The following is a 26,511-nucleotide window of genomic DNA, read 5'->3' as shown; positions in this document are numbered from 1 at the left end:
CGACCACAGTTACCCGTCGGCCGGCAAGCACCGAAGCCACCGCATGGTCCCTTATCTTCTGTGTTGATCGTTGAACCACCACGAACCACCTTTCTGGTTTGTGGTGCATTCACAGCTTGACACCGCCCTGGGAAGTTCGGCAAAAGGGGTTCGCGATCAACTGCAAGCGTTTGCCTAGGCCGAACATCCGGGTATTCCGCTGAACTTTAAATGCCGAACTTCCCAGTACAGGCTTAGTGAAAACCAGTGACATCCAGGGAAGTTAGCTATCGATGGTTCGCCGCGAACCTCGCAGCAGCGACACATACAGGCTGATCAGGATCGCGATCATCAGCCATAAGTAACCGGACAGGATGAACTTCTGGCCGAAGTTGAGCTGGAACATCTCGTTGCCAAGGTCGCCGAAGATCCACTGCGGCTTGATTTGGAGACAGAATAGCCACGTCGCTATTCCGGAAACTGCCAGCTCAACCGGGTTTCCTGGCGTGTTCACCCAGCGGTAAATGAGAGCCATGGCGAAAAGCGGCATCCAGACCCAGTGGTGGGTCCAGGAGATGGGGGAGATCATCAGCATCAGGCCGGCGTTGACCAGCCCGGCGTCGATAAGCATGCCGCGGCGCAGCATCAGCAGCATCAAATGCGCACAGAGCGCAATCGCGAGCAGCACGATCACTAGCCAGGCTGTATCGATCAAGCCTTGGTGCGCCATCGCGGCCTCTTCCGAAGGTGCCCAGCGCGCAAGCATGCCCTTGATCGACTGATTCGACAAGTAGGCAGTGCCGACGCCGGCCCCAGAGGTCGAATTCATCTTTAGCAGCATGCCGAGGAAGTATTCCTTGGTCGCGCTCAGGCGAATGCAGGCGGTGAGTGCGGTGACGATGACACCAGAGAGCGCGGCGAATCCAATGGCCTTGAAGTCTTTGCGGAGTAGGAAGTACAGGCACAGCATCACCGGGGTGAGCTTGATTGCGGCGGCGATACCGATCAGGGTGCCTTGGGGCAGAAAGTGCTTGCGTGGGACGAGGTCGAGCACACACAGCGCCATCACTAGGACGTTGATTTGGCCGAAGTTGGCGTTCTGTGTGTGGGGTTCGGACAACAGCGCCAGTGGCCAGATCAGCGCGGTGTACATCAGCGCGAGCTCCGGGGTGCGGGGCATCAGGGCTCGTGCGATGACGAAGATGCATAGGAAGGTCAGCGCCGCGGACATGAGAATGATCGCGATTCCCGCCACCACGTCGCTCATCAAGGCGAAAGGAGTCAGGATCGCTGCACCGAATGGTGGGTAGATGAAGGGCAGCGCGATGCCACCAACATCAAAGGGGCTTTCGTATAAGGATTTGTTGTCGATGAAGGCGCGCGCCCCCGCCCGGTACACCTCCATATCGATGCGGGAATGCCAGTTGAGAAAGTAGTTAATGATCTGCCAGAGGCCGATTGTCAGTCCCATGGCGGTGATCGTTTTCCGGAGTTTCGGAGAAACCTCAAAAGTCATGGGACTGTATCTTAGTCCACTTGGCGGACGGCCCCCTTGTCGGCGGAGGTTGCCAACGCGGCGTAGGCACGCAATGCCTTGGTCACCGGGCGGTTGCGCGCGCGTGGCTGCCAGGGGCGATCGCTCGCCGTCATCGTTTCTCGACGCCGCTGCAACTCATCCTCGTCGACAGCCACTGACAGCTCGCGGGTGTGCACGTCGATGGTGACGATGTCGCCGTCTTCGATCAACCCGATAACTCCACCATGTGCGGCCTCAGGGGAGATGTGGCCGACGGAGAGCCCAGAGGAGCCTCCGGAGAAGCGGCCGTCTGTGATGAGGGCGCACTTCTTGCCAAGTCCTGCGCCCTTGAGGAAGGCTGTCGGGTGCAGCATCTCCTGCATCCCTGGTCCGCCGGAGGGGCCTTCATAGCGCACCACCAGGACCTCGCCGGCCTGAATAGTGCGATTGAGGATCGCGGACACGGCTTCCTCTTGGGACTCGACCACGCGGGCAGGACCGCTGAAATGCCAGAGCTCTTCTTCAATGCCCGCGGCCTTGATGATCGCGCCGTCGGGAGCGACGTTGCCACGCAAAACGGCGAGGCCACCATCCTTGGTGTAGGCGTGGGCCACGTCGCGGATACAGCCGTTTTCTGCGTCGGTGTCGAGGGTTTCCCAGCGGTTGGCTGTGGAAAAAGGCTCGGTGGTCCGGATGCCGCCTGGTGCGGCGTGGAAGAGCTCAATAGCTTCCGCGCTGGCCGTACCCGAGCGGATGTCCCATTGGGCGATCCACTCCTGCAGCGAGTCGGCGTGCACCGAGTGGACGGCGGTGTTGAGGAGGCCGCCACGATAGAGTTCGCCGAGGATCGCCGGGATACCGCCTGCTCGGTGGACATCCTCCATGTGGTAATTCGAATTAGGGGAGACCTTGGACAGGCATCCGACCCTCTTGGACAGTGCATCGATATCAGACAGGTCGAAATCTATCCCACCTTCCTGAGCTGCAGCGAGGATGTGCAGGACGGTGTTGGTCGAGCCGCCCATTGCCATGTCCAGCGCCATTGCGTTCTCGAAGGCTGCCCGGTTGGCGATGTTGCGCGGCAAGACGGACTCGTCGCCATCCTGGTAGTAGCGCTGTGCTAACTCGACGATCGTGCTGCCCGCCTTTTCAAAGAGCGCGCGGCGGGATTGATGAGTCGCCAGCGTGGAGCCGTTGCCTGGCAGTGAAAGCCCCAGAGCTTCGGTAAGACAGTTCATCGAGTTTGCGGTGAACATGCCGGAGCAGGAACCGCAGGTTGGGCAGGCGGACTGCTCGACAGCGCTGAGTCCGGCGTCATCTACGGCATCGCTTGCTGAGGCAGAGATCGCGGTGATCAGATCCGTCGGTGCGTGCGCCACGCCATCGACCACTACTGCTTTGCCAGCCTCCATCGGGCCACCGGAAACAAAAACGACGGGGATATTAAGACGTAGGGCGGCATTGAGCATGCCTGGGGTGATCTTGTCGCAGTTGGAAATGCATACCAGAGCATCAGCGGTGTGTGCGTTAACCATGTATTCCACGGAATCGGCGATGATCTCGCGGGAAGGCAGTGAGTACAGCATGCCACCGTGGCCCATAGCGATGCCGTCGTCGACAGCAATCGTGTGGAATTCTTTGGCTACGCCACCGGCGGCTGTAATAGCCTCCGCTACGATGTCGCCCACGTTCTTCAAGTGGACATGGCCGGGAACGAACTGAGTATATGAGTTGGCGATCGCGATGATTGGCTTGCCAAAGTCATTGTCGCCCATGCCCGTTGCGCGCCAAAGCGCGCGGGCACCAGCAGCGTTGCGGCCAACGGTGGTTACGGTGGAACGAAGGGGAATCATGGCTTCAGGCTCATTTTCTTGGGTTGGTTCGTTCCCGTGGCGCCTCAGTCTGTGCGACTCTCGGCTTCCTCTTTGCTCATGATGACTTGGCGGCCGTCGCGGTGAAAGATGACCACCTTTTCATCAGCTGCTTCGCGGCCCGCGGTCAGGACATCGACGATGCGACCTTGGGAGGCCTGGCTGAGCGCAGGCAAAGAGTTGAATGAGACACCCGGGAGGGAAAACTCTGATTCTGATGTCGTCCGCGCGTAGGCTTTGCTGCCTCCGAAGCGGATTCCGCTGAATTCTTCCCACATCACTGATTTTGGCTTGGAAAAGGCGTAGTGCGCGGTGATGCCGCGCTCGTCGACCGTGGTCTTAGATTTGAGGACCCAGTAGGCGAATATGAGGGGAATAGCCAAGAGCCAGAACAGATACAGCGGCTTAGCGCCGATCACGAGGAGCGAAATTAGTCCCATGACACCCGCACCAAGTAGGTGGGTGCGGTCTGCGTTGAACGTGGTTGCCGAGGGCACTTGTGATGCCTGGGCGGTGTCAGAACTCATAGCTGTCATTGTAGGCATGGAAGAGCGGTTTTGAGGCAGTCGGGGTAGGCCGCCTGGTAGCGGCGGTCACATTTGCGCAGGTGATCGAAGTCACTCGTCAGCAATGGGGGCAAAAATGGGACAACTGTTTCAAAGTGTGGGACAATTCTGGGGAGTGGAACTAAATTCCCAAAACCACCAACCGCCCGAACTGCAATGTGTATTATCGAGGCATGCACATTATTCGACTTGTAGTACTCGTACGCACACGGCGCTTGCCGTAGCGACATCTGCTTCAAGTCGTCCCCAGTCAAGCGCCCTCGACAACACCCACCACAGTGTTGGACGAGGGTTTTGACGTTTAAGCCCCGTTTTCACATCAAGTTGCTGTAGCTCAGGACCACCACCCGCAGGACCCCAAGCAAAGCGAGGAGAGGAAAACAATGCAGATACTTAAAGGAGCATCTTGTGACTGAGCCAGGAACCAACGGTCCGGCCCCGTCCCCTGCGGCGTTGGCCAAGCGAGTTAGATCTCAGCAGCCGGAGAAAATGACCGGCGCGCAGGCCATCGTTCGTGCGCTGGAAGAACTAGGCACCGACGTTGTATTCGGTATTCCAGGTGGAGCGGTGCTCCCACTCTACGATCCGCTGCATTCCTCCTCGAAGATCAACCATGTGCTTGTGCGACACGAGCAGGGCGCGGGCCATGCCGCCACCGGCTATGCCCAAGCCTCCGGAAAGGTCGGGGTGTGCATCGCGACTTCCGGCCCGGGCGCCACGAACTTGGTCACTCCGCTTGCCGACGCCAACTTGGATTCAGTCCCTATCGTCGCCATTACCGGCCAGGTGGGTCTTGGTCTGCTGGGTACCGATGCCTTCCAGGAAGCCGACATCCGCGGCATCACCATCCCAGTGACCAAGCACAACTTCATGGTCACTGATCCACAGGAAATCCCGGCCGCGATCGCGGAGGCTTTCCACCTGGCGTCGACAGGCCGCCCAGGGCCGGTTCTGGTGGATGTTCCGAAGAACGTCCAGGAAGGGCTGATGGAGTTTTCCTGGCCGCCTGTGATGAATCTGCCCGGTTACCGCCCAGTCACTACCCCGCACGCGCGCCAGATCGATGAGGCAGTGCGGATGATCGCCGCAGCAGAACGACCTGTCCTCTATATCGGCGGTGGCGTGATCAAAGCCAACGCCTCCGCCCAGCTCCGCGCATTTGCGGAGCACACGGGCATCCCAGTTGTCACCACCCTCATGGCACTCGGAGCATTCCCGAATTCCCATCCACAGCACATGGGCATGCCGGGGATGCATGGTGCGGTTCCTGCTGTCGGTGCGCTACAAGGCGCCGATCTGCTGATCACCATCGGCGCGCGTTTCGACGACCGCGTCACCGGACAAGTCAAGAGCTTCGCCCCCGGCGCACAGGTCATCCACGCTGATATTGACCCGGCGGAGATCGGCAAGATTCGCGAAACCGCAGTTCCCATCGTCGGAGACGCTGCCGAAGTGCTCAGCGCACTGCTGGAGGCATATCGGGCACATGACCTGCCCGCGCCGCGTATGTCCCAGTGGTTGACCTACCTCAATGACCTCAAGAGTCGCTTTCCGCGTGGCTATGAGGAGCAGGGGCCGGACATCGTGGAGCCGCAATTTGTGATTCAGACGCTTTCGCAGGAGGCGGGTCCTGATGCCATCTACTGTGCGGGCGTCGGTCAGCATCAGATGTGGTCAGCGCAGTTCCTTGATTTTGAGAAGCCCCGCACATGGCTGAACTCCGGCGGTCTCGGGACCATGGGGTATGCCATCCCGGCAGCCATGGGAGCCAAGGCCGCACACCCGGACAAGGAAGTCTGGGCGATCGACGGCGACGGCTGTTTCCAGATGACCAACCAGGAGCTGGTTACCTGTGCTGTGGAGGGCTTTCCTATCAAGGTGGCGTTGATCAACAACGGTAACCTGGGTATGGTCCGCCAGTGGCAGACGCTGTTCTATGACGGTAGACATTCCAACTCCAACCTGGGCGAGCGGGACAACTACCTTCCGGACTTCGTCGGGCTGGCTGAGGCGATGGGCTGCGCGGCATTCCGCGTTACCAAAGATGAGGAAGTCCTGCCGACCATTCAGAAGGCGCGAGAAATCAATGACCGACCGGTGGTGATTGATTTCATCGTGGGGGAGGACTCTCAGGTGTGGCCGATGGTCGCTGCCGGTCACTCCAACTCAGACATCCAGTACGCCAAGGGCTTGCAGCCACTGTTTGAAGAAGACAGCCCACAGGACGTTTCCGAGGTTATGGAGAGGGAGCACTAATGATCACGCCAAGCGGACCACGCCATACCCTGAGCGTGCTCGTCCAAGACCAAGACGCCATCATCTCCCGCATTTCCGGAATGTTTGCCCGCCGCGGTTTCAGCATGTATTCCATGTCCTCGGCGCGCACGGAGAATGAAGGCATCAACCGCATCACCATCGTGTTCTACGGTGAGGAACATGCCGTGGAGCAGATCACCAAGCAGCTCAACAAGATGGTGCCCGTCCTGAAAGTTGTACGGCTGGATGAGGAAAACACGATTGCCCGCGCGCTGATGTTCGTCAAGGTCAGCGCGGATAACACCACTCGTCCGCACGTCGTGGATGCTGCGAATATTTTCCGAGCTCGTGTGGTCGACGTGGCGCCCGAATCAGTTGTGATCGAGGCCACCGGCACTCCTGGTAAGCTCCGGGCACTGCTGGAGGTGCTGGAACCCTTCGGCATCCGGGAGATCCTACATTCGGGTGAAATTGCAATGAACCGCGGGCCAAAGACCATGGCCCCCAATAGACTTTAGAAACCACCTATAGAAAGGCACTACATCACCATGGCTATCGAGATGATTTACGATGACAACTGCGATCTTTCCCTGATCCAGGGGCGTAAGGTTGCCATCATCGGCTACGGCTCCCAAGGCCACGCCCACGCGCAGAACCTGCGTGATTCCGGCGTTGAGGTTGCCATCGGCCTGCGTAATGGCTCCAACTCGGCAGACAAGGCCCGCGAGGCTGGCTTCGAGGTCAAGTCCAACTCGGATGCCGCTGCCTGGGCAGATGTCATCATGCTGCTGGCCCCGGATACCTCGCAGGCAGCGATCTTCACTCAGGACATTGAGCCCAACCTGAAGGGCGGCGACGCGCTGCTGTTCGGCCACGGCCTGAACATCCACTTTGACCTGATCACCCCACCAGCCAATGTCACCATCGGTATGGTTGCCCCTAAGGGCCCAGGCCACCTGGTGCGCCGTCAGTTCGAAGATGGCAAGGGTGTGCCGTGTCTGATCGCTGTTGATCAGGACCCTAAGGGTGAGGCGCAGGCACTGTGCCTGTCCTACGCCTCGGCGATCGGTGGTGGCCGTGCCGGCATCATCGAGACCACCTTCAAGGACGAGACCGAGACCGATCTCTTCGGCGAGCAGGCTGTCCTGTGCGGTGGCGCCGAGGAACTGATCAAGGCTGGCTTCGACGTGCTCGTCGAGGCAGGCTACGAGCCGGAGATGGCCTACTTCGAGTGCATGCACGAGATGAAGCTGATCGTTGACCTAATGTTCGAGGGCGGTCTGACTGCCATGAACTACTCCATCTCGGACACCGCAGAGTTCGGCGGTTACCTTTCCGGCCCACGCGTTATTGGCGAGGAATCCAAGGCCGCCATGCGCGAAATCCTCAAGGACATCCAGGACGGCACCTTCACTAAGCGCCTCGTTGCCAATGTTGAGGGTGGCAACAAGGAGCTCGAAGAGCTGCGCGCGGAAACTGCCAACCACCCAATCGAAGCCACTGGCGCCAAGCTGCGGGAACTCATGAGCTGGGTCAAAAATCCACTCGTCTAGTTAGTTTTCTCAAGGCCGCGGCTCCGGGATTCCCGAGGGCCGCGGCCTTTGCATTTCCATGCACGAACCCACGCCTCGGGTATTGTTGACCCTTGCAACATAGTTAAACACTTCGAAAGGTGCCGGCATTATTTCCATCTCTCGTGCTTCGATTATCCTCGCCTGCAGCTTGCTGCTCGCGTCCTGCAACGTGGCGCCTTCGCAGGACGGCATGAGCGCAGCCGAGCAGAATATGAAGGAGACCGCCCAGGTGGCACCGCGATTTGGTGAAGAGCCACAGGTGGTCTCGGATCCGAAAAAATCGGGGGCGCCTGTGGCTCAGCTGATCTTCGAGAAGTCGGAAGTAGCGGTGGTGTCCGGGCCCGAGGTGGCGGCGCAAGCGCGAGCGGCGTCGATAAGCGTCGTGGCGCATGCACCGATGCTGATCTCCACACCGGAAACACAGCAGGACGTGGTCGCAGCGCTCGGGGAGCTGGGTGTACACACCGTGCTGATGGTCGGTGATGCCACGCCGGTGGAACAGCCAGGCCTCAGCATCATTCCGGATCCCGGGACCAAGGAAGCACTGGGAGACCTCACAGCCGTGCAGTTTGAGGAGCGGCCTGCAGAGCATTTGCTCAGCGATGTCGCTGGCTTGGATCTGGATCACCCGGTGCTGCTCAACGTGCCGGGGGAGGAACTAGCGCCGCGGGATATTACTGCCCCCAAGGGCTTCCCGATGCAAAGCACCCAAGATGGTGGGACCGCTCCGCCGGTGCTCGCGGGGCCAGAAACTTCCGTAGCTGCGGTCGCATCAGCGCGCGCCTTTGGGGCGCCGGTGAAAGTGCTGGATTATGCCGATCCGCGCTTTAACGCTGAATCGAAGGCGGCGACGGTCGGACTGGCAGATAAACCAGTTTTGGCGCTGGGGGACGAGTTTGGAACCTCGGCAGAGCTCAAGTCGCGGATCGAGGCAGCTCAAACGCAGGCCGAGCAGCCCGGAGGTGGGGGACTCGTATTCCCCGGCCGTCACGTAGTGGCGCTCTACGGGCACCCAAGTGGCCCTGCACTGGGAGTGATGGGCGAGCAACCTCCAGCTGAGGCCGCCACTGAGGTACAGCGCCGGGTTGCGCAATACCAGGAACACACGGCAGACCCCGTGGTTCCCGCGTTTGAGATCATCGCTACCGTTGCCTCCGGTGGCCCGGGGGCAGACGGGGACTTTTCCAATGAGTCGAAGCCAGAAGAACTAGCGCCCTACATCGATGCCATCACCGCGGCGGGCGGCTATGCGATCCTGGATCTCCAGCCGGGCCGGGCTTCCTTCTTGGATCAGGCCAAGCGCTACGAGGAGCTGCTCAAGCGCCCTAATGTCGGGCTAGCGTTGGACCCAGAATGGAAACTGTATGGGGAGCAACGGCCTATGCAGGAAGTGGGGCATGTGGAGATCGCTGAGGTGAATGAAGTCTCCGAATGGCTAGCGCAGCTCACCCGGGACAATGATTTGCCGCAGAAGCCTTTCGTACTGCACCAATTCCAGCTGCAAATGATCCGGGATCGGGAAAATATGCAATTCCATGATGAATTGGCTACGGTGCTGCATGTCGACGGCCACGGGAGCGAAGGGGACAAGCTGGCTACCTGGGAGGCAGTCAAGCAGGACCTGGATCCCCGCGTTTTCCTGGCCTGGAAGAACTTCCACGATGAGGACACTCCGATGTTTGATCCGCAGCGCACAATGGGCGTCGCGCCGCGTCCGTGGTTGGTAACGTACCAGTAGCTATGCAATGGGATGAATAGAATCACCCCTATATTTGTGAGTAGCCATTGCCTAAGTCGCGCTGGAAGCTAGACTGTTGAACCAGTTGTCGCCACTCGTGCCGGCGGCAACCTGCTTCGCGCCGACGCGGTCGTGCCTGCGTGAAGTGGTCAATCCCATCCTCAGGAGATGTTTAAGTGGCCTCGAATGACCGTCCTGTAGTTCTCATCGCCGATAAGCTCGCGCAGTCCACTGTTGATGCGCTCGGAGATGCTGTTGAAGTTCGTTGGGTAGATGGTCCAAATCGGGCTGAATTGCTCGCGGCCGTCCCAGAGGCAGATGCCTTGCTGGTGCGTTCCGCCACCACTGTCGATGCAGAGGTGCTCGCCGCTGCCCCTAATCTGAAGATCGTTGGTCGCGCAGGCGTCGGCCTGGATAACGTTGATATCCAGGCTGCTACTGATCGCGGCGTGATGGTCTGTAATGCCCCAACCTCCAACATTCACTCCGCCTGTGAGCATGCTATTTCGCTGCTGCTGTCCACTGCGCGCCAGATTCCTGCCGCCGATGCCTCCCTCCGTGGTGGCGAGTGGAAGCGTTCCTCCTTCAAGGGTGTGGAAATCTTCGGCAAGACTGTCGGCATTGTCGGCTTCGGTCACATCGGTCAGCTGTTTGCGCAGCGTCTTGCCGCTTTCGAAACCAACATCATCGCTTATGACCCATACGCTAATCCTGCGCGCGCCGCGCAGCTGGGCGTGGAGCTCGTTGAGCTGGATGAGTTGATGGGGCGCGCAGACTTCGTCACCATCCACTTGCCAAAGACTAAGGAAACTGCCGGCATGTTTAATGCCGAGCTGTTGGCCAAGGCGAAGCAGGGACAGATCATCATCAATGCTGCCCGCGGTGGTCTGGTGGACGAGCAGGCGCTATGCGACGCCATTGCGTCCGGCCACATCCGTGGCGCTGGCTTCGATGTCTTTGATACTGAGCCTTGCACCGATTCGCCACTGTATAAGCGCCCCGAGGTTGTTGTCACGCCGCACCTCGGCGCCTCTACGGTGGAAGCGCAGGATCGCGCTGGCACCGACGTTGCCGATTCCGTGTTGAAGGCACTGGCCGGCGAGTTCGTAGCTGACGCCGTCAACGTTTCCGGTGGACGTGTTGGCGAAGAGGTTTCCCTGTGGCTCGAGCTGGCCCGGAAGCTGGGCTTGGTCGTGGGTAACCTGCTGGACGGCGTGCCGGTAACCATCGAAGTTGAGGCTTGTGGTGAGCTTTCCTCCGAGAGCACGGACGTGTTGGGCTTGGCTGCACTGCGTGGCCTGTTCTCAGGCCAGGTAGATCAGCCGGTCACCTTCGTGAACGCGCCGCAGCTCGCCGCTGACCGCGGAGTAGAGCTGAAGGTTTCCTCTTCTTCCGAGTCGCTCACGCATCGTTCCTCCCTGGTCGTGCGGGCTTTCGCTGCTGATGGCTCGAAGGCATCGGTAGTTGGTGCGCGCGCCGGTCTGGAAGGCCAGGAGAAGATCGTGCGGATCAACCGCCGCGGGATTGATATGCGCGCCACCGGCCGCAACCTGTTCATGTTCTACCCAGACGCGCCTGGCGCCCTGGGTAAGGTGGGCACCTTGTTGGGCGCTCAAGACATCAACGTTGAAGCCGCCGCGATGTCCCTGGAGCAGGAGTCCAACGGCGCTATCCTCGTGTTGCGCGTGAACAAGGAAGTTCCGGACGAGCTCTTCGAGGAGATCGGCGCTTCCCTCGGCGGTGCCAAGAAGTTCCAGCTGGAGCTGGATTAATTTGATGGCGAAGGCAACATTTCGGCAGGTCCTCGGCGCTTTCCCTTCGGGGGTGACCGTGGTGACTACTCACCATAAAGGTGAGGACCTAGGGCTGACGGTGAGTGCCTTCGCCTCACTTTCTTTGGATCCAGAGATGGTGTTGGTCAGCATCGACAATTCCTCTCGGACACTGGCGGTGCTGTCGGTGGGGGCTCCGATCGCGGTGTCTATCCTGGCAGCGCATCAGGGCGCGGTGGCGCGACAGTTTGCTAGCGGACTGCCCGATAAGTTTGCTGGCGTTGCTTGTCGACGCCTAGGAGACGTTCCAGTGATCGAAGATGCTGCCGGTTGGATTTCCGGCCGCGTGGCCGGATTGTTTCCCGGCGGCGATCACACCATCGTTACCATCGCGGTTTCCCACCTTGAGCTGTCAGGGAATCCCCCGATGGTGTACGCGAACGGAATTATCGGTTCCTAACACGCTGGTGCGTGCTACACTCTCACTCATCCCATTAGGTGAGAGAGGAATCCCAAATGTTGAAACTTGCTGTTATTGGTGGCGACGGCATCGGCCCTGAGGTCACCGCCGAAGCGCTGAAAGTCCTGCGCGCTGTGCGCGAAGACATCGAAACCACCGACTTCGACCTCGGCGCGCGCCGCTACCTGAAGAACGGCGAACTCCTCACCGACGCCGATCTGGAATCCCTGCGGAAACATGACGCGATCCTCTTGGGCGCGATCGGAGCCCCGGGTGCCGTGCCACCCGGCGTGCTCGAGCGGGGACTGCTGCTGAAACTGCGCTTCGCGTTGGATCACCATGTGAACCTGCGACCGGCGAAGCTGTACCCGACGTCGACAAGCCCGCTGGCAAACCCGGGGGAGATCGACTTCGTGGTGGTGCGGGAAGGCACTGAGGGGCTGTACTGCGGCAACGGTGGAGCGCTGCGTGTGGGCACCCCACAGGAAGTCGCCTCGGAGGTCAGCCAGAACACCCGCTTCGGCGTGGAACGCGTGGTGCGCGACGCTTTCGAGCGGGCAATGGCTCGCAGCAAGCATCTCACCCTGGTGCACAAGACTAACGTGCTGGTGAACGCCGGCGGCCTGTGGGAACGTACTGTCGCCGAGGTGGCCAGCGAATACCCGGAAGTGATGGTGGACTACAACCACATTGATGCTGCCACCATCTACATGGTCACCGACCCGCAGCGTTATGACGTCATCGTTACCGACAACCTCTTTGGTGACATCCTCACCGACCTCGCCGGCGCAGTTACCGGCGGAATCGGCCTCGCGGCCTCCGGCAACATCGACGCCACCCGCACCAATCCGTCCATGTTCGAGCCCGTCCACGGCTCGGCACCGGATATTGCCGGACAAGGCATTGCTGATCCCTCTGCCGCGATCCTGTCCGCCGCGATGCTACTACGCCACTTAGGGGACGAGCCCAATGCGCTGCGGATTGAAAAAGCCGTGGCTGCCGATGTAGTTTCCCGCACCGAGATTATTACGACCGAAATCGGAGACAGGATCGCCGCCAGCGTTTAGTCTCATGGCATGACAGTTGAACTCGAGGAGATCCGCGACTTCCTTTCCGGCTTCACCCCGTACTCCGAGCTGCCCGCGCCAGAGATGGCCGCGCTGCCAGGGCAAATGGAAGCGATTTATGTTCGCCGCGGAGAAAAGATCTTCGAAGCAGGTGACAAGAACGATTACCTTTATGTCATCCGCTCCGGGGCCGTGGACGTCCTCGATTCCGAAGGGGTGCTGCTGGACCGGCGGGAAGCGGGCCGTTCCTTTGGCTATTCCACCCTCAAGGGCGACTCTTCCTCCCTCTATACGATGCTTGCGGAGGAAGATTCGCTGCTGCTGCGCCTGCCACGCGAGCAGTTCACCATCTTGGCGGAGCAAAACCCCCTGTTGGACAGCTATTTCTCCACCCAGAGCGCGCGCATCCGCCAGGCCGCGAGCCAGCTGCGGGACAACACCTCCGCCGAGGTGCTCCGCACCAAGCTGGCAGACTTCATGATTCCGGAGCCGGCCCAGATCAGCCCAGAGGCCACGATCCAGCAGGCTGCACAAGCTATGCAGGACGCGGACGTATCATCGCTGCTCATTGCGCCGGAGTCCACACTCGAGGGGATCTTGACCGACCGAGACCTGCGCAAAGTAGTTGCCCGCGGCGATGACATCACGCAACCAGTTTCCGTGGTGATGACCCCCTCGCCGATTTTCGCTGCACCAGACGCACTCGCCTTTGAAGCGATGCTCATGATGGCCGAGCGGGGCATCCATCATCTGCCAGTGGTGTCCAACGGCGAGATCGCCGGCATCATTGCTTCCGCCGACATCATGCGACTGCTGCGCCACGATCCGATCTACCTCACCGCAGACCTCTCCCGCCGTAACTCGCCGGAGGAGCTTGGCACGGTGTATGCCAACTCGGCGGAGGTCGCTGTCCGGTTTATTGAGCGGGGTGCCTCTGCGGAGGAAGTCACCGCGTTGCTGACAGTCGCCGCGGATTCCCTGGCCCGTCGGCTCCTAGTGCTCGGGGAAGAGAAGCTCGGCCCACCGCCGGTGCCATATTGCTTCGTGGTCGTGGGCTCCCAAGGGCGTCGCGGCATGGGGCTCGCTTCCGACCAGGACAACTGCCTGGTGCTTTCCGACGACTACCGCCCCGAACACGCAGAGTACTTCGCGCAACTCACCACCTTCGTCTGCGAAGGCCTCGACAAAGCTGGCCAGGTGCGCTGCCCAGGCGACATGATGGCGATGAACCCCAACTGGCGGATGACGGTCTCCGAGTGGATCAGCACCTTCCGCACCTGGATCTCCGCCCCAGAACCGGACGCCTTGCTGCACGCGCAGACCTTCTTCGACTACCGCGGGATTTATGGTGCGCTCGACTTAGCGGAGCAGGTGCATGCGGCGGCCGTCGAGATGGCTCAGGGGGCGGGCCGAATGCGCGCCCACCTGGCTGCGCTGGCCGCACGGCGTGAACCGCCACTCGGCTTTTTCCGGGGCTTCGTCCTGGATCGCTCCGGCGAATACGCAAACACTCTCGACGTCAAGAAGGGCGGTATCGCGGCGGTAGTTCAAATGGCGCGCCTGTATGCGCTGGCTTCAGGAGTCGCTGAGGTGGGCACGGTTGCGCGGCTCCAGGCGTCGGCAGGCAAGGCCGTCTCGGCGCAGGGAGCCAGTGACCTCGTCGATGCTTATGAGTTCCTCTTCACGATGTCCTTGCGGTGGCAGGCCGACCAAGTCCGGGCGGGGGAGCGACCTTCTTACCACGTGGACCCGAAGGCGCTGAGCAAGATGGACCGCGAGCACCTGCGTGATGCCTTCCAGATCATCAAGAACATGCAGACCGCGCTGGCCACGAAATTCCCGGTCCGCAGCATATGAAAATCCCGCGCTCAACCCCAGTCTCGCAGCTGCGTTTGCTGGCCGTCGACATCGAAACCACGGGCCTCAAGGCAGGCAAGGATCGAATCCTGTCCATCGGATGGGTGCCTATCGACGCCGGCGTGATCCACCTCGGCAAAGCACAGTACTTTGTCATTTCAGACACCGGCGACGTCAGCGGGAGCGTCAACATCCACGGCCTCACCAATGATCAACTGGCCGCGGGCGTAGCGCTGGACAGCGTGCTACCGCTGTTCCAAGAGGCGCTCTCGGGGCGAGTGTTGCTCGCGCACTATGCGTCCATAGAAACCCAGTTCCTCCGTCACGCGATCGGTCGGCGATTCAAACCCCAAGTAGTGGATACTTTCGCCCTAGAACGACGCCACATGGAACGCATGGGCACCTATCCGCGCGGCGAGGACCTTCGACTCCCGCGGATTCGGCAGCGCTATGGTTTGCCCAATTACCGAGCTCACAACGCCTTAATGGATGCAATTTCCTGTGCGGAACTCTACCTTTGCTTGGTAGCGCAATTTTCCTTACGTACCTTAAGGGAACTGCAGCCTTAATTGCGTAGTGTGTGTATGATCACCCTATGCGTATCGGAAGAATTGCCACCCCAGAGGGAATGTGTTTCTGCGTTATCGACGACGAAGGAACCACTGCGAAGCAGATTTCTAGCCACCCATTTCAGGCCCCAGAATTCACGGGCAAGCAGTGGCCGCTCTCCGAGGTACGCCTGCTCGCCCCGATGCTGCCGGGCAAGATCGTCGCCCTCGGGCGCAATTACGCCGATCACGTGGCAGAGGTTTTCCACAAGAGTGCCGAGGCGCTGCCGCCGACGATCTTCCTGAAGCCCTCAACCGCAGTCGTGGGACCAGGCGCAGCCATTAAAATTCCAGACTTTGCCACCAAGGTGGAATTTGAGGGCGAGGTCGCCATGGTGATATCCAAGCCGTGCAAGAACGTCAAGGCCGACGACTGGCGCGACTACATCCTCGGCTTCACCATCCTCAACGACGTCTCCTCCCGCGACCTCCAGTTCTCTGACGGCCAGTGGGCGCGTGCCAAGGGCATCGACACCTTCGCGCCGATGGGCCCGTGGATCGAAACCGACCTGGACAAGTTTGAGTTCGACAACATCTCCATCAAGGCGCACCTAACCCACGACGGCGAGACCACCACGCCGCAGGACTCCAACTCCAACCAGATGATCAAGACCTTCGGCGAGATCTTGGAAATGATCACCGAGTCCATGACCCTGCTGCCCGGCGACATCGTCATCACCGGCTCCCCAGCGGGCACCAAGGAAATGGTCCCCGGCGACTTCATCGAGATCGAGGTCCAAGGCATCGGCTCTTTGGGGAACCCGATCGAGCGGGCCTAGTTGCTTTAGCGCCAGATGCATCAAGCCCAGCCGCTCTTTGAGTGGTTTGGGCTTTGTTGTGTGCTCCGGCCGCCGGATTTGTCACTTCGCGTGGAAGTGCTGCGTTCACCGTCGGTTTTGAGATCCCAACCCCAGAGCGCGCATGATCGTGCGAAGCTTGGCATCGGTTTCCGCAAGCTCTGCGGCCGGTGAGGAGGAGGAAACAATCCCGCCGCCTGCCCAAGCGCGAGCTGTGAGACCGTCTGGAGAAACTTCCGCGCAACGAATGGCCACCATGTATTCGCCGTCGCCGGCATTATCGCACCAGCCGACGGCTCCTGCGTAGAAGCCACGGGGGGTTTCCACGGATTCGATGAGCGCTTCGGCGGCGTCGACAGGTGTGCCACAGATCGCGGGGGTTGGGTGGACGCGTAGCGCGAGCTCAAGGGCAGTTGTCGGCTGCGCAAGAGTGCCGACAATCGGCGTGGCCAAGTGCCACATCTCGTCAGTCTTGGTGAGCTCGGGCTGGTCTGGGACTGAAAGCGAAGAACACAGCGGGGTGAGGATCCGTTGCAAGTGCTCGACTACGAAGCGATGCTCGGAGAGATCCTTTGCACTGGCCTGGAGGTTGGCGCCGGCTAGGTGATCGGCCACCGGGTCGTCGACACGCGGTGCGGAGCCGGCGAGCGGGTAGGCAGAAACCGTCGAGCCCTGGCGTTTGATCAGGACCTCGGGGGAGCTACCCACCAGGAAGCCGCGGCCCACGGGGGAGAGGTCGGCGATGAAGCCGTCGCAGTTGTGGGAGTTGTCGATCAGCCGCGCGGCGACGAGTCGGGGGTCTACGGGCGTCGAAAAGCGGATGTCCACAGCGCGGGCGAGCACCACTTTCTCCAACAGGGTCGAGGACAGCGTCGATACGGCGGCAGCGACGCGCTCCACATGCTCGGCGGGTGAGGGGTCGAATCCGGTGACGCGTGCCGATAGCTCGGAGCCGGGGCCCATCCGGTAGTAGGAGTGCGGCTCCAGTGGGCCGTCCTCGCGGATCACCTGGGCAGGGACGGTAAGGGCGGCTGGGGCGTCACGCAGGAAGGGGAGTGCACCCACGATCATGTCGTGCTTGCCGGCCTTTAACGCGGCGGCGGCATCCCAGGCGTCGGTGTATGTCTCCAAACTGCCCTGGGTGCGCACGGAGCCATGCGACCGGGAGAGCAGGAAATCGGGGGCGGTGGACGGCCGAGGGTTACTCATAATCACAACAGCTTACTGGACTAGACTTGGGTGCCATGACTGAAGTACGCGTACGATTCTGCCCGTCGCCCACCGGCACCCCGCATGTCGGCATGGTCCGCACCGCACTGTTCAACTGGGCCTATGCTCGCCATACTGGTGGCAAACTGGTTTTCCGCATCGAAGACACTGACGCCGCCCGGGACTCCGAAGAGTCCTACCAAGCAATCATCGATTCCCTCACCTGGCTCGGCATGGACTGGGACGAAGGCGTGGTCATCGGCGGGCCACACGAGCCGTACCGTCAGTCCCAGCGCATGTCCCTGTATGAGGATGTGCTGCGCAAGCTTATCGACGCCGGCGAAGTCTATCCCGCGTACTCCACCGCCGAAGAAGTAGAAGAGCGCCACAAGGCTGCCGGACGTGACCCGAAGCTGGGCTACGACAACTACGATCGTGAGCTGACCGCAGAGCAGATTGCCGCCTTCGAGGCAGAAGGCCGCAAGCCGGTGTGGCGCCTGCGTATGCCGGATCAGGAGTGGAAGTGGAATGACCTCGTTCGCGGCGAGATCTCCTTCCAGTCCGCCACCCAGCCGGATTACGTGGTTGCTCGCTCCAATGGTGCGCCGCTCTACACCCTCGTGAACCCGGTCGACGACGCTCTCATGGGCATCACCCATGTGCTGCGTGGCGAGGACTTGCTCCCGTCCACCCCGCGTCAGCTCGCCCTGTACGCGGCGTTGCAACGCATCGGCGTGACTTCGTTTACGCCGGAGTTCGGCCACATGCCGTTCGTGATGGGCGAGGGCAACAAGAAGCTCTCCAAGCGCGATCCGCAGTCCAACCTGTTCAATCACCGCGACAACGGCATCATCAAAGAGGGCATGCTGAACTACCTGGCTTTGCTGGGTTGGTCCCTGTCCGCCGATCAGGACATCTTCTCTGTGGATGATCTGATCTCCAACTTTGACGTCGCCGACGTGCTCTCCAACCCGGCTCGCTTTGATCAGAAGAAGCTCGAGGCCATCAACGCGGACCACATTCGACTGCTTTCGGCGGAAGACTTCGCCGAGCGCTTCCGCGCCTACCTGGAGGAGTACACGGACTTCCCAGCGTCCTATGACGCCGAGAAGTTCGCCTTCCTTGCCTCCCTGACCCAGACCCGCATCAAGACCCTTTCCGAGGGCTGGGAGCTCATCAAGTTCCTCTTCACCGCGGATTCTGACCTGGTGCTGGACGAGAAGTCGGCGCGCAAGAATCTGAAGGAGGACGCCGTGCAGCCACTGGAGGTGGCGATTTCGGTGCTTTCCGCGCTCGATTCCTTTGACACTGCGAGCATCGAGGCAGCGCTGTCCAAGGCGCTTATCGACGACCTCGAGCTCAAGCCTCGCAAAGCCTACGGCGCCCTGCGCGTGGGAATTTCCGGTGCTGCGGTGTCCCCACCGTTATTCGAGTCCATGGAGCTGCTGGGCAAGGAGTCCACTCTGAACCGTCTGCGCGCTGCGCGGGAAGCAACTCCTTTCGCTTAGGGGCTAGCTGGCGTTTGCGGAATTTCCCACTCCGGGTGGAAGTTTCAGCCGTTTTCCCGACGTTCCGGGGTGAGTAATTCGACCCCGGGGCAGAAATCCAACTCAGAGGGCACCTGCCACCAGCGGATTTGTTGAAGTTGCACGATTGTGGTTATAGTATTCCTCGTTGCACAGCGCACAAAACGCTGGAAACATTGGCCTATGGTGTAATTGGCAACACTACGGTTTCTGGTACCGTCATTCTAGGTTCGAGTCCTGGTAGGCCAGCCGCAGTTATCTGTACTGCATAATCAACAGAAGTCCTGCCCCGTTCGTCTAGCGGCCTAGGACGCCGCCCTCTCACGGCGGTAACACGGGTTCAAATCCCGTACGGGGTACAACATAAAAAGCTCCTTCTTCGGAAGGAGCTTTTTGTTTTCGCTCTTAAACGGCCCCAGTTGGAACCTGCATGTTGATCAAGCCGTAGGGGTGAAGCGCGGGCAACCTCAATAAGTCTAATTGGTTAACGGCCCCCGTGTACCCGGTTTGGCAAAAGAGTGAAAAACTGGTCATAACCACCGGATAATGGAACTTCTCACAAAGGCTTCCCTGCAGCTGGGGCGGTGTTTATGCTTCAGGTATACAACGTTGTATCGCAAGTAGCACCCAACTTAGATAGGAGAGTGAATGGAAGAGCTGAAAAATTATCGACGCACTCCAATCGCACCTTCTGTAAAGCGTGCCCAGCCGTAATCCAATCCTTCTACAAGCGCCAGATATGCGCGAAGGTGGAGCTAACAGAAAGAAGTGTGAATGCGAAAGAGCGTCCGCAAATACGGTCAGCTAAGCGCACACTCGACATAACTTCCCTTCAGAGATATGGCGGACGTTGCATCGAAAGCAAATGGTGTAAACGAAACTTCCGCTCCGGATGTCGAACTAAGCTGTGAACACCGCTTAGATACGGCCACTGCGTTATCAACGGAAAGCCTCACCGAAATGGTGGGGCTTCTTCCACGTCATAGGAGAATCCATGTTCACACCTCGCCTTATGCGCGCCATCAACACCGCAGCCTGGGCCCACGATGGACACCTCCGCAAAGGCACGAACATCCCTTATGTTTCTCACTTGTTTGGTGTCATGAGTATCGCCGCCAGTGCGACTACCGACGAGGACGTACTGATCGCCTGCCTGCTTCACGACGCCATCGAGGACGTCCCCGAAAAGTATGGCGCTGCCCAGATGGGCGCAGACTTTGGTGAGCGAGTGACCTCCATCGTGCTGGGCGTGACGAAGCAGGAATCGCCCACCTGGCAAGAACGCGCGGACGCCTACTTGGAGCACCTACGCTATGAGGCATCGCCAGAATCGGTGCTGGTCTCACTCTGCGACAAAATGCACAACCTCATGAGCATCCTGACTGATCATTCGGAAATCGGCGCGGAATTGTGGGAGCGCTTCAACTCTGGGAAGGAGCGCCAACAGTGGTGGTACCGCTCGATCCTAGAGGTGGCACAGGCGCGAATCCCGGATTCGCCAGTGCTGCCGCAGTATTCTGCACTGGTCGAAGAACTGCAGGAGTGCTAGTACAGCACCACGAGCGCGTCATTGCCGCCTGAGCAAGTGATCACCTTGTTCGCGTCAGTGCCACAGGTCATGGTGTAAGGCTGATTGGTTACCGGACTGGTGACGGCTACAGAAGGTTGCAGATGTTCGCGGACGTTGTCATCAGTAGCGTTGAGGCCAGCGATCTGAGCACCCATCAACGCTAGGGCGAACTCGCAGCTTGTGTTTTCTCCGGCCGCCAGCATGTGGATCCCGTAGCCGTCGCCTTGGGTACACAGCGTCATGTTGTTGCCATAGATCTCGATGGGATCTCCTGGATGCATGCTTTGTTGCAGCTTCGCCGCCATCTCCTGCTGGAAGTTGCTAGGCGAGGCCTGTTGAGGAGGCGGTGGTGGTGGAATCTGTTTTGTCGACGTCGTCGTCACTGCTGCTATCGGCGGTGGGGTGGGTGCCAACTCCGACGTGGTCGTGACGGTGACGACGGCGGTGTGAACTTCCGGCTCAGGCTTTTTATCTGCTCCACAGGAGGAAAGGCCAAGAGCAAGCGTGGCGACGACAATGAGAACAGGAAACTTGGCAGTGGTCATGCCTACAGTCTATTGCCGATTTCACTTGTACACGAGATGAAAGTGAGAATGTGGCAAGTTAGCAAATCTGCAGGCTATGGCCTAGATTTGGTGCTTTTGTTCCCTTATGTTTACTATTGCCTAGTCCGCTTTTAAAAGCAGATGCCGCGCCCCGTTCGTCTAGCGGCCTAGGACGCCGCCCTCTCACGGCGGTAACACGGGTTCAAATCCCGTACGGGGTACTAAATAAAGAGCTCCTTCTTCGGAAGGAGCTCTTTATTTTCGCCCTTAAACGGCCACACCTGGGGTTAAAAGACAAAATGTTGTAGGCGCAATGGCTAACCTCAGATTGCACAGCGAAAGGCGCGTGTTAAGCGCTCGACCCTGGGACAATTGCTTCAGGTAGCGAGCGAGATCGGTGGTCGTTGTGGCACAGAAGATCAAGGGGTTAACTGCTCTCCAGGTCGAAGCTTTGGAGTGGATTAGGGCTGGTCAGCCTGAGGATGATCCGATCAAGGATCCCGATCTTGTTTACCGGGGTCATGCGCGCAAGCTTGAGCGGCTTGGCTTGGTTGAGATCTCTGGTAGTGGGGATTCTTGGCAAGTTTGGCTAACGGAGCTCGGGAAGAAATGGCCGAATCTTTCCATCTCGGAACTAGGGACAACGCCTGCCACAGAAAAGCCTAGGAAACGCTCTCCAAACAGAAGAGCTCCTAAGTCAGAGGTGTCCGAAAAGCCAGCACCACGGCCGGTGGTGGCGATGGGGTCGGTCGTGGCTGCGCGCACTAAGTTGTTGTTTGAGGAGATTCTGGAGACGGAGTTTCACATCGTGACTCGTCCTGAGCTAGAGGATGACGGTGCGGTGGATTGGAACCAGAGGGCTAATGAGCTGCGTTCAGCGAAGAACTTGCTTGGTGATACCTGGCGGGTGAGCACTCGGTCACGCAACGTCGGGAGTTGGAGCAAGAAAAAGTATGACGTGGATATAGCTTTAGTACTGGTAGATCATTGGCTCAGTGATCCGCTTCCAGAGGAAATCAAGCGGCACCATCGCGCTGTAAGCCAAATGATGAAGTACTTGACGAATGTGTCGACAGAAATGAAGCCTCGTGCTCGCCGTCTGTTGCATCAGTTGTTTTCCGAGGTGGATGCTCGGGGTTGGTCGCACGGAGAGAGCGAAGTTGATCCGTACTCCGGGTATAAGACGTCGCGGGAACGAGGCTCTTTAGACGTGCGGGATACCGGCTATGGGTTCCAGGTCGATGGGCGTGATTTCTTTGTTTCAGCTACTGAGCAGGTTGATCGGGTGGAGTGGCCGGCGACGAAGAAAGAACTGGCGGACTACAAAGACCGCAAGCGTTGGTATCCAAAGGCGGAGTTGAAGAAGTTTTACGACCATCCGTACAACGGGCTGCTGACGATCACGATCGGTCGCTACCAAGCCAAGGATACGAAAATACGGGTGGCTGAAGATGGATTTGCGAAGGTACTGGCTGGAATTACCCTGGATCAGCTCTGGTCAGATTACGACGCTGAAATGGATCGCCGGGCTAAAGTCAGGTGGGCCAAAAAGTTGGCCATCGCTGAGAAACAAGCTGACGAGGTGTTTCGCAACCGTGGTCTCTACGATGAGCTGGAGAGGCAGGCGATGGCGTGGGATCGGTTTAAACAGGCTCGTCGGTATATCGAGGAAATGCGTGCGCGGGTAGCAGAGCTTTCTGGTGTCGAGCGTGATCAGGCAGTGGAGTGGTTGTCGTGGTGTGAGGGACATCTTGACGATCGCAATCCAATGCGGCAGCTGAAAATGCCGGTTGTTCCGACGGTAGGTAGGTTTGAGCGGGAGAGACTGGTGCAGCAACTTGCGAGTCGGGTTGCTGATGCAGAAATCGACAATGACAAGATGGATATGAGCTGATTTCTTCGGTAAAAGAGCACACTGGAGGGGGGTATATTTCCGATTAACCTATTAGGAAACGGCAAGAAAGTTTTGAGAAATTTGACGCAAAAATCGCTGATTCGTGAGTATTTTGTTTACATTTTGTTCGCAGAATGTAAACAAAAATGATCCAGCGGTAAGCGGGATCACCTCTGTTTAAAATCATAAATTATGTGCAAGCTTCAAGCGGAGAAAGTCTCACCATCAAACATGTAAAAAATTATAGTAGCGTCGCCTAATGTTGATTGTGCGACGCGATATCCAGGGCTAAAGGTGTAGCCTATTATTAAGTTACTTCGCTTGGTATAATCATTGTGTTAATTGATAAGCGGTTTGTCGTACACAGTTGGCGACTGCAAGACGGGGGATTCTGCAAGTGCAAATCACGAAGGTTCATATTAGGGGCTATAGGAAGTTCAAGGAAATGGTATTCGAGCCTAGTCTCGGAACCAACATAATCGTCGGTGGCAATGATTCAGGGAAGTCTACACTTCTGGAAGCTATAGCCATTACCTTGACAGGCCGTATTGGCCGGTCTCGAGCGTCTGACGAACTGAACCCATATTGGTTCAACAAGGAACTTGTTGCCGAGTTCTTTAAGGCAAAGAGGATGGGACTGACTGCTGAATTTCCGGAGTTCCGGATCGACTTGCATCTAGAAAGCGAAGAGAAAGGATTGCAACGCATGCGAGGCATCCATAATCTCTCTAACGAGGACTCAATAGGTCTGTCGATCCACGCACGCCCCGATCCAGAATACTTAGCGGAACTAGAGTCCTATTTTTCTACTGATGACTACCCGGACATTCTGCCTGTTGAGTACTACACACTGGAATGGAGAGATTTCTCAGACGCTCCGGTCTTCCGTACTCCAAAAGGAATCGGCACCTCGATCATCGACTCTCAAGCAGTGGCTGCCAAGGTAGGGCTAGATCTCTACACACGACAACTTCTTGACTCCAAGATCGATGAACGTGTAAAGACGGAAATATCTGTGGAGCACAGGCGTTTGCGTTCAGAACTTGGGAAGAAAGAATTGGCGAAAATCAATGAACAGCTCCATGCAGAGGCGACGAATAATGGTTCACAGGCAGTAGGTGTTCAGGTCGATCAGTCACGTTCGGCGTCGTGGGATTCGACTCTGATTCCGGGGATTGAGGACTTGCCCCTCAATCTTGCAGGGCAAGGAGCGCAGGTAACTGCTAAGACCCTCCTTGCTCTGAGTGCCATCGGCGAATCGCAGAGCTGCATTCTAATTGAAGAGCCAGAGAATCATCTCAGCCACACCCGATTGCGACTTCTGTTGAACTTGATTGAACAAGAAGCAGGGGACAAGCAACTCTTCATTACGACCCATAGCTCGTTCGTAATGAACCGTTTAGGTCTGGACAAACTTGCGATGGTGAGCGAGGGAGCGGTCCACAAATTCGAAGTACTGACCGATCCAACAGTTCGCTTCTTTAGAAAGGTCTCCGGATTTGATACACTTCGGCTTCTTCTTGCGGACCAAGTCGTGGCAGTCGAGGGGCCTTCCGACGAGATTATCTTCAACCGCTTTTTTCGGGACCTCCACGCAAAAGACCCCCTAGACGCTGGCATCGATGTTATTTCTGTCAAAGGAGTTGGATTCTCTCGTGTGCTCGAGCTCTCAGCACAGCTTGAGAGGAAGGTCGCATGTTTGCGTGACAATGACGGTAAGGTCAAAGCCTACTGGGAAACGCGCGATAACCTTAAGAGTTTTCTCAAAGACGGAGAGCGGGAGCTATTCATTGGCGATCCCGAGCTGGGCTGCACCCTTGAGCCGCAGATCGGTTCGGTCAACGCAACGGATAAGCTAAGGGAATTGCTGTGCCTCAAAGACAGCCAGGATCCGGTCGATTGGATGTCGAAAGATCATAACAAGACTGAAGCAGCTATCAGGATTGCAGATTCCGAATCCAGCTTGATACCGCCGACATATTTCGTCGAAGCAATCGCATTCGTAGTGCAGGATGGAATATAACAGGTGCATGAATTCGTCCATGCCTGCGCTGGGGCGGGCAAGACCGAAAGCATCATTCAACGATGCAAGGGAGACTCTTTAGGGTCTTCTAGATTAGCGGTTACCCTTACTCGAACAGGTCAGCGAGAGCTAGAAGGCCGTCTGGCAAGAGACTGCCCTCCGGAGTGCCGAGCGCAGGTCTTGGGTTGGTATGGTTTCTTGATCCATCACTGTATTCGCCCTTATTTGCCTTTTTGCTTTCAGGGATTGAGAATTGGCGGGTTCTCTTTCAAAGGTGAAACGAAAGATGCAGAGGAGTGGCGGCGAAAGAACCTGAAGTTTCAGAAGTCAGGCACTCGAGAAAGGTACTTCGACGCTAGTAATCGAATTTATCGAGAGACGATTGAAGAACTCGCCCTGCTCGTGATGGAGAGGTCGGACGGAAGAGTCGAAAAACGCCTCGCTAGGATCTTTGATGAGGTTGTGTTCGACGAAGCTCAAGACATAAGTCGAGTCGGCCTCGACGTTATTGAACGCCTGGTAAGACAGAATGATTTCTCTCTATATATTGTTGGTGACACCAGACAATCACTGCTGGATAGCAGCTTGTCGTCGACCAGGAACAAGGGGGCCGACCGGCTGAAATTGCTCAAGTGGTACCGGAAGTTTGAATTCGAAGGTCTATTGGAAATCAAAGATTTGTGTGAAACGCAACGGTTTAACCAAACAATCGCAGACTTTGCCGATTCCATCTTTGGGTCAGAATTCGAGTTTGCGAAGACTGTATCGAAGTTTGATCTAGTCTCGGGTCATGACGGCATGTTCCTAGTGCATGGAGATGATATAGATGCATATATGAAACGCTATAGCCCGAAGCTTCTAAGGCATTCCAAGTCCTCAGCCAAACACTTGAGCCATCTTGAGTTTGAAAACTTTGGTGAAGTCAAAGGGCAGACCTTCGACCGCGTTGCCATCTATGCCACGGGTGCCATGGAAAGTTTTCTCTCCCAAGGAAATTATCTCGAAGGCAAATCCGCCTGTAGCTTTTATGTGGCTGTCACTCGTGCACGGCATTCAGTTGCGCTCCTAGTAAAGAAACCTACCAAAAAGATGCTCGCCAACTTGCCTGACCAGATAGAAGTATGGCAGCCGAATGAAGTGTCGCTGTTCTAAAAGTAGCTTTCTGAAGCGACGGGGCTTGGTCGAGGTATTTTATGTTTCTAAGCATTAGTTGAAGTGTGGACCCAAATGAGCCCACTTTCTAGCGACCGGTCAGGGCGATAAACCTTTCGGCTTTATCCGGTCTGTGCTGCCAGATTGGTCATTTCCGTCAGCCTTGACAAGTCCCTGTATGTGTTGCGTAACGTTTGGGGTACCACTGTGAAGCCTCGAGACATCGTTCCTATTCGGTGTCTCGAGGCTTCTTTGTTTTTCGGGGTTCTTCTTGGCTACAGGCGGTTGTTCAGTGTGCCGAGGGCTGACGCTGACATCGTGTGCGAACAGTGTTTTGTGCTGTTGTTTCCTGCTGGATGATGGTCGCGTGTTTTTATCGTTCAGTTGCGCGGAAGTATGTCTCGAGACATACGGCGTGGCGGCGATAGGCCAAGAAGTTGAGGTTGGGGTGTGGTGTGTGGACAACCGGAACGATGTCTCGGGACGTAGCGGAACTATGTCATGGAACCAGACACCGTACGGGGTACCAAA

At 58.0% G+C, this 26,511-nt stretch carries 20 protein-coding genes and 3 tRNA genes; 18 read left to right on the top strand and 5 right to left on the bottom strand.

Going from position 1 to position 26,511, the window contains the following annotated elements; translation table 11 throughout:
* Positions 1-262: 262 nt before the first annotated feature.
* Genes WG936_RS10190 through WG936_RS10180 form a run of 3 tightly spaced genes read right to left on the bottom strand, consistent with a single transcriptional unit; the run spans position 263 to position 3,893 of the window.
* Positions 263-1,495 carry a glycosyltransferase family 87 protein gene (locus WG936_RS10190; protein ID WP_339572843.1) on the bottom strand — a complete coding sequence of 411 codons (1,233 nt, stop codon included), beginning with the start codon at positions 1,493-1,495 and terminating at the stop codon, positions 263-265.
* An 11-nt stretch (positions 1,496-1,506) separates the two neighbouring features.
* A complete protein-coding gene (gene ilvD / locus WG936_RS10185) occupies positions 1,507-3,348 on the bottom strand; it encodes a dihydroxy-acid dehydratase (RefSeq protein WP_339572842.1) in 1,842 nt (613 codons plus the stop codon).
* Positions 3,349-3,392: 44 nt separating this feature from the next.
* On the bottom strand, positions 3,393-3,893 hold the full coding sequence (locus tag WG936_RS10180) for a PH domain-containing protein (RefSeq protein WP_339572841.1): 501 nt from the start codon (positions 3,891-3,893) through the stop codon (positions 3,393-3,395).
* Positions 3,894-4,340: 447 nt separating this feature from the next.
* Here WG936_RS10180 and WG936_RS10175 point away from each other — a divergent pair, with 447 nt between their 5' ends.
* The 10 genes from WG936_RS10175 to WG936_RS10130 all read left to right on the top strand — a co-directional run bounded on the left by WG936_RS10175 (position 4,341) and on the right by WG936_RS10130 (position 16,043).
* Positions 4,341-6,188: an acetolactate synthase large subunit gene (locus WG936_RS10175; protein ID WP_339572840.1), complete on the top strand. Its 1,848-nt coding sequence runs from the start codon at positions 4,341-4,343 to the stop codon at positions 6,186-6,188.
* Positions 6,188-6,706, top strand: coding sequence for an acetolactate synthase small subunit (ilvN, locus tag WG936_RS10170; RefSeq protein ID WP_339564509.1), 519 nt, complete (start codon positions 6,188-6,190; stop codon positions 6,704-6,706). Before WG936_RS10175 ends, ilvN begins: the two co-directional genes overlap by 1 nt.
* A 30-nt stretch (positions 6,707-6,736) precedes the next feature.
* Positions 6,737-7,741 carry a ketol-acid reductoisomerase gene (ilvC, locus tag WG936_RS10165; protein WP_339564510.1) on the top strand — a complete coding sequence of 335 codons (1,005 nt, stop codon included), beginning with the start codon at positions 6,737-6,739 and terminating at the stop codon, positions 7,739-7,741.
* 190 nt (positions 7,742-7,931) lie between these two features.
* Entirely contained in the window at positions 7,932-9,500 is a 1,569-nt protein-coding gene (locus WG936_RS10160) for an MBL fold metallo-hydrolase (RefSeq protein ID WP_339572839.1), read from the top strand.
* A 176-nt stretch (positions 9,501-9,676) separates the two neighbouring features.
* Positions 9,677-11,272, top strand: coding sequence for a phosphoglycerate dehydrogenase (serA, locus tag WG936_RS10155; RefSeq protein WP_339572838.1), 1,596 nt, complete (start codon positions 9,677-9,679; stop codon positions 11,270-11,272).
* A gap of 4 nt (positions 11,273-11,276) precedes the next feature.
* A complete protein-coding gene (locus WG936_RS10150; protein ID WP_339564513.1) occupies positions 11,277-11,732 on the top strand; it encodes a flavin reductase family protein in 456 nt (151 codons plus the stop codon).
* A 59-nt stretch (positions 11,733-11,791) separates the two neighbouring features.
* Positions 11,792-12,799, top strand: coding sequence for a 3-isopropylmalate dehydrogenase (locus WG936_RS10145; RefSeq protein ID WP_339572846.1), 1,008 nt, complete (start codon positions 11,792-11,794; stop codon positions 12,797-12,799).
* Positions 12,800-12,808: 9 nt separating this feature from the next.
* The gene (locus tag WG936_RS10140; RefSeq protein WP_339572837.1) at positions 12,809-14,656 is read left to right on the top strand and encodes a DUF294 nucleotidyltransferase-like domain-containing protein; all 1,848 of its coding nucleotides are present in this window, start codon (positions 12,809-12,811) and stop codon (positions 14,654-14,656) included.
* Positions 14,653-15,225, top strand: coding sequence for a 3'-5' exonuclease (locus WG936_RS10135; RefSeq protein ID WP_339564515.1), 573 nt, complete (start codon positions 14,653-14,655; stop codon positions 15,223-15,225). Before WG936_RS10140 ends, WG936_RS10135 begins: the two co-directional genes overlap by 4 nt.
* 26 nt (positions 15,226-15,251) lie before the next feature.
* Complete coding sequence (locus WG936_RS10130; protein ID WP_339572836.1) at positions 15,252-16,043, top strand: fumarylacetoacetate hydrolase family protein; 792 nt, start codon at positions 15,252-15,254, stop codon at positions 16,041-16,043.
* Between the two features lie 105 nt (positions 16,044-16,148).
* On the opposite strand, the gene WG936_RS10125 is transcribed toward WG936_RS10130, so the two are convergent.
* Complete coding sequence (locus WG936_RS10125; RefSeq protein WP_339572835.1) at positions 16,149-17,270, bottom strand: isochorismate synthase; 1,122 nt, start codon at positions 17,268-17,270, stop codon at positions 16,149-16,151.
* A gap of 26 nt (positions 17,271-17,296) precedes the next feature.
* Between WG936_RS10125 and gltX the strand changes: the two genes are divergently transcribed.
* From gltX to WG936_RS10105, 4 genes are all read left to right on the top strand, one after another.
* A complete protein-coding gene (gene gltX, locus WG936_RS10120; RefSeq protein WP_339572834.1) occupies positions 17,297-18,778 on the top strand; it encodes a glutamate--tRNA ligase in 1,482 nt (493 codons plus the stop codon).
* A 195-nt stretch (positions 18,779-18,973) separates the two neighbouring features.
* Positions 18,974-19,045: transfer RNA gene (locus WG936_RS10115), tRNA-Gln, on the top strand.
* Positions 19,046-19,082: 37 nt separating this feature from the next.
* Positions 19,083-19,155: transfer RNA gene (locus WG936_RS10110), tRNA-Glu, on the top strand.
* A 635-nt stretch (positions 19,156-19,790) separates the two neighbouring features.
* Positions 19,791-20,345, top strand: a complete 555-nt coding sequence (locus WG936_RS10105) for an HD domain-containing protein (protein ID WP_339572833.1) — start codon at positions 19,791-19,793, stop codon at positions 20,343-20,345.
* Here the strand turns inward: WG936_RS10105 and WG936_RS10100 are convergent.
* Complete coding sequence (locus WG936_RS10100; protein WP_339572832.1) at positions 20,342-20,911, bottom strand: hypothetical protein; 570 nt, start codon at positions 20,909-20,911, stop codon at positions 20,342-20,344. The genes WG936_RS10105 and WG936_RS10100 overlap by 4 nt on opposite strands.
* Before the next feature lie 148 nt (positions 20,912-21,059).
* Here WG936_RS10100 and WG936_RS10095 point away from each other — a divergent pair.
* From WG936_RS10095 to WG936_RS10080, 4 genes are all read left to right on the top strand, one after another.
* Positions 21,060-21,132, top strand: a tRNA-Glu gene (locus tag WG936_RS10095).
* Between the two features lie 185 nt (positions 21,133-21,317).
* Positions 21,318-22,805, top strand: coding sequence for a hypothetical protein (locus WG936_RS10090; protein ID WP_339572831.1), 1,488 nt, complete (start codon positions 21,318-21,320; stop codon positions 22,803-22,805).
* Positions 22,806-23,202: 397 nt separating this feature from the next.
* Positions 23,203-24,828 (top strand): ATP-dependent nuclease, encoded by a 1,626-nt coding sequence (locus WG936_RS10085; RefSeq protein WP_445227957.1) that lies wholly within the window; start codon positions 23,203-23,205, stop codon positions 24,826-24,828.
* A gap of 3 nt (positions 24,829-24,831) precedes the next feature.
* A complete protein-coding gene (locus WG936_RS10080; RefSeq protein ID WP_339572829.1) occupies positions 24,832-25,980 on the top strand; it encodes a UvrD-helicase domain-containing protein in 1,149 nt (382 codons plus the stop codon).
* The last annotated feature ends 531 nt before the right edge of the window (positions 25,981-26,511 follow it).

This window comes from Corynebacterium sp. H127, from assembly GCF_037482665.1.
GTDB lineage: Bacteria > Actinomycetota > Actinomycetes > Mycobacteriales > Mycobacteriaceae > Corynebacterium.
The sequence above is the reverse complement of the archived record's forward strand: the minus strand, read 5'-3'. Positions and strand labels throughout refer to the sequence as shown.

What these genes read in the sequence shown, in the direction of transcription:
- WG936_RS10190 (WP_339572843.1), bottom strand. Translation starts at nt 1,495, where the DNA reads ATGACTTTTGAGGTTTCTCCGAAACTCCGGAAAACGATCACCGCCATG.
- ilvD (WP_339572842.1), bottom strand. Translation starts at nt 3,348, where the DNA reads ATGATTCCCCTTCGTTCCACCGTAACCACCGTTGGCCGCAACGCTGCT.
- WG936_RS10180 (WP_339572841.1), bottom strand. Translation starts at nt 3,893, where the DNA reads ATGAGTTCTGACACCGCCCAGGCATCACAAGTGCCCTCGGCAACCACG.
- ilvN (WP_339564509.1), top strand. Translation starts at nt 6,188, where the DNA reads ATGATCACGCCAAGCGGACCACGCCATACCCTGAGCGTGCTCGTCCAA.
- ilvC (WP_339564510.1), top strand. Translation starts at nt 6,737, where the DNA reads ATGGCTATCGAGATGATTTACGATGACAACTGCGATCTTTCCCTGATC.
- WG936_RS10150 (WP_339564513.1), top strand. Translation starts at nt 11,277, where the DNA reads ATGGCGAAGGCAACATTTCGGCAGGTCCTCGGCGCTTTCCCTTCGGGG.
- WG936_RS10140 (WP_339572837.1), top strand. Translation starts at nt 12,809, where the DNA reads ATGACAGTTGAACTCGAGGAGATCCGCGACTTCCTTTCCGGCTTCACC.
- WG936_RS10135 (WP_339564515.1), top strand. Translation starts at nt 14,653, where the DNA reads ATGAAAATCCCGCGCTCAACCCCAGTCTCGCAGCTGCGTTTGCTGGCC.
- WG936_RS10130 (WP_339572836.1), top strand. Translation starts at nt 15,252, where the DNA reads ATGCGTATCGGAAGAATTGCCACCCCAGAGGGAATGTGTTTCTGCGTT.
- WG936_RS10125 (WP_339572835.1), bottom strand. Translation starts at nt 17,270, where the DNA reads ATGAGTAACCCTCGGCCGTCCACCGCCCCCGATTTCCTGCTCTCCCGG.
- WG936_RS10105 (WP_339572833.1), top strand. Translation starts at nt 19,791, where the DNA reads ATGTTCACACCTCGCCTTATGCGCGCCATCAACACCGCAGCCTGGGCC.
- WG936_RS10100 (WP_339572832.1), bottom strand. Translation starts at nt 20,911, where the DNA reads ATGACCACTGCCAAGTTTCCTGTTCTCATTGTCGTCGCCACGCTTGCT.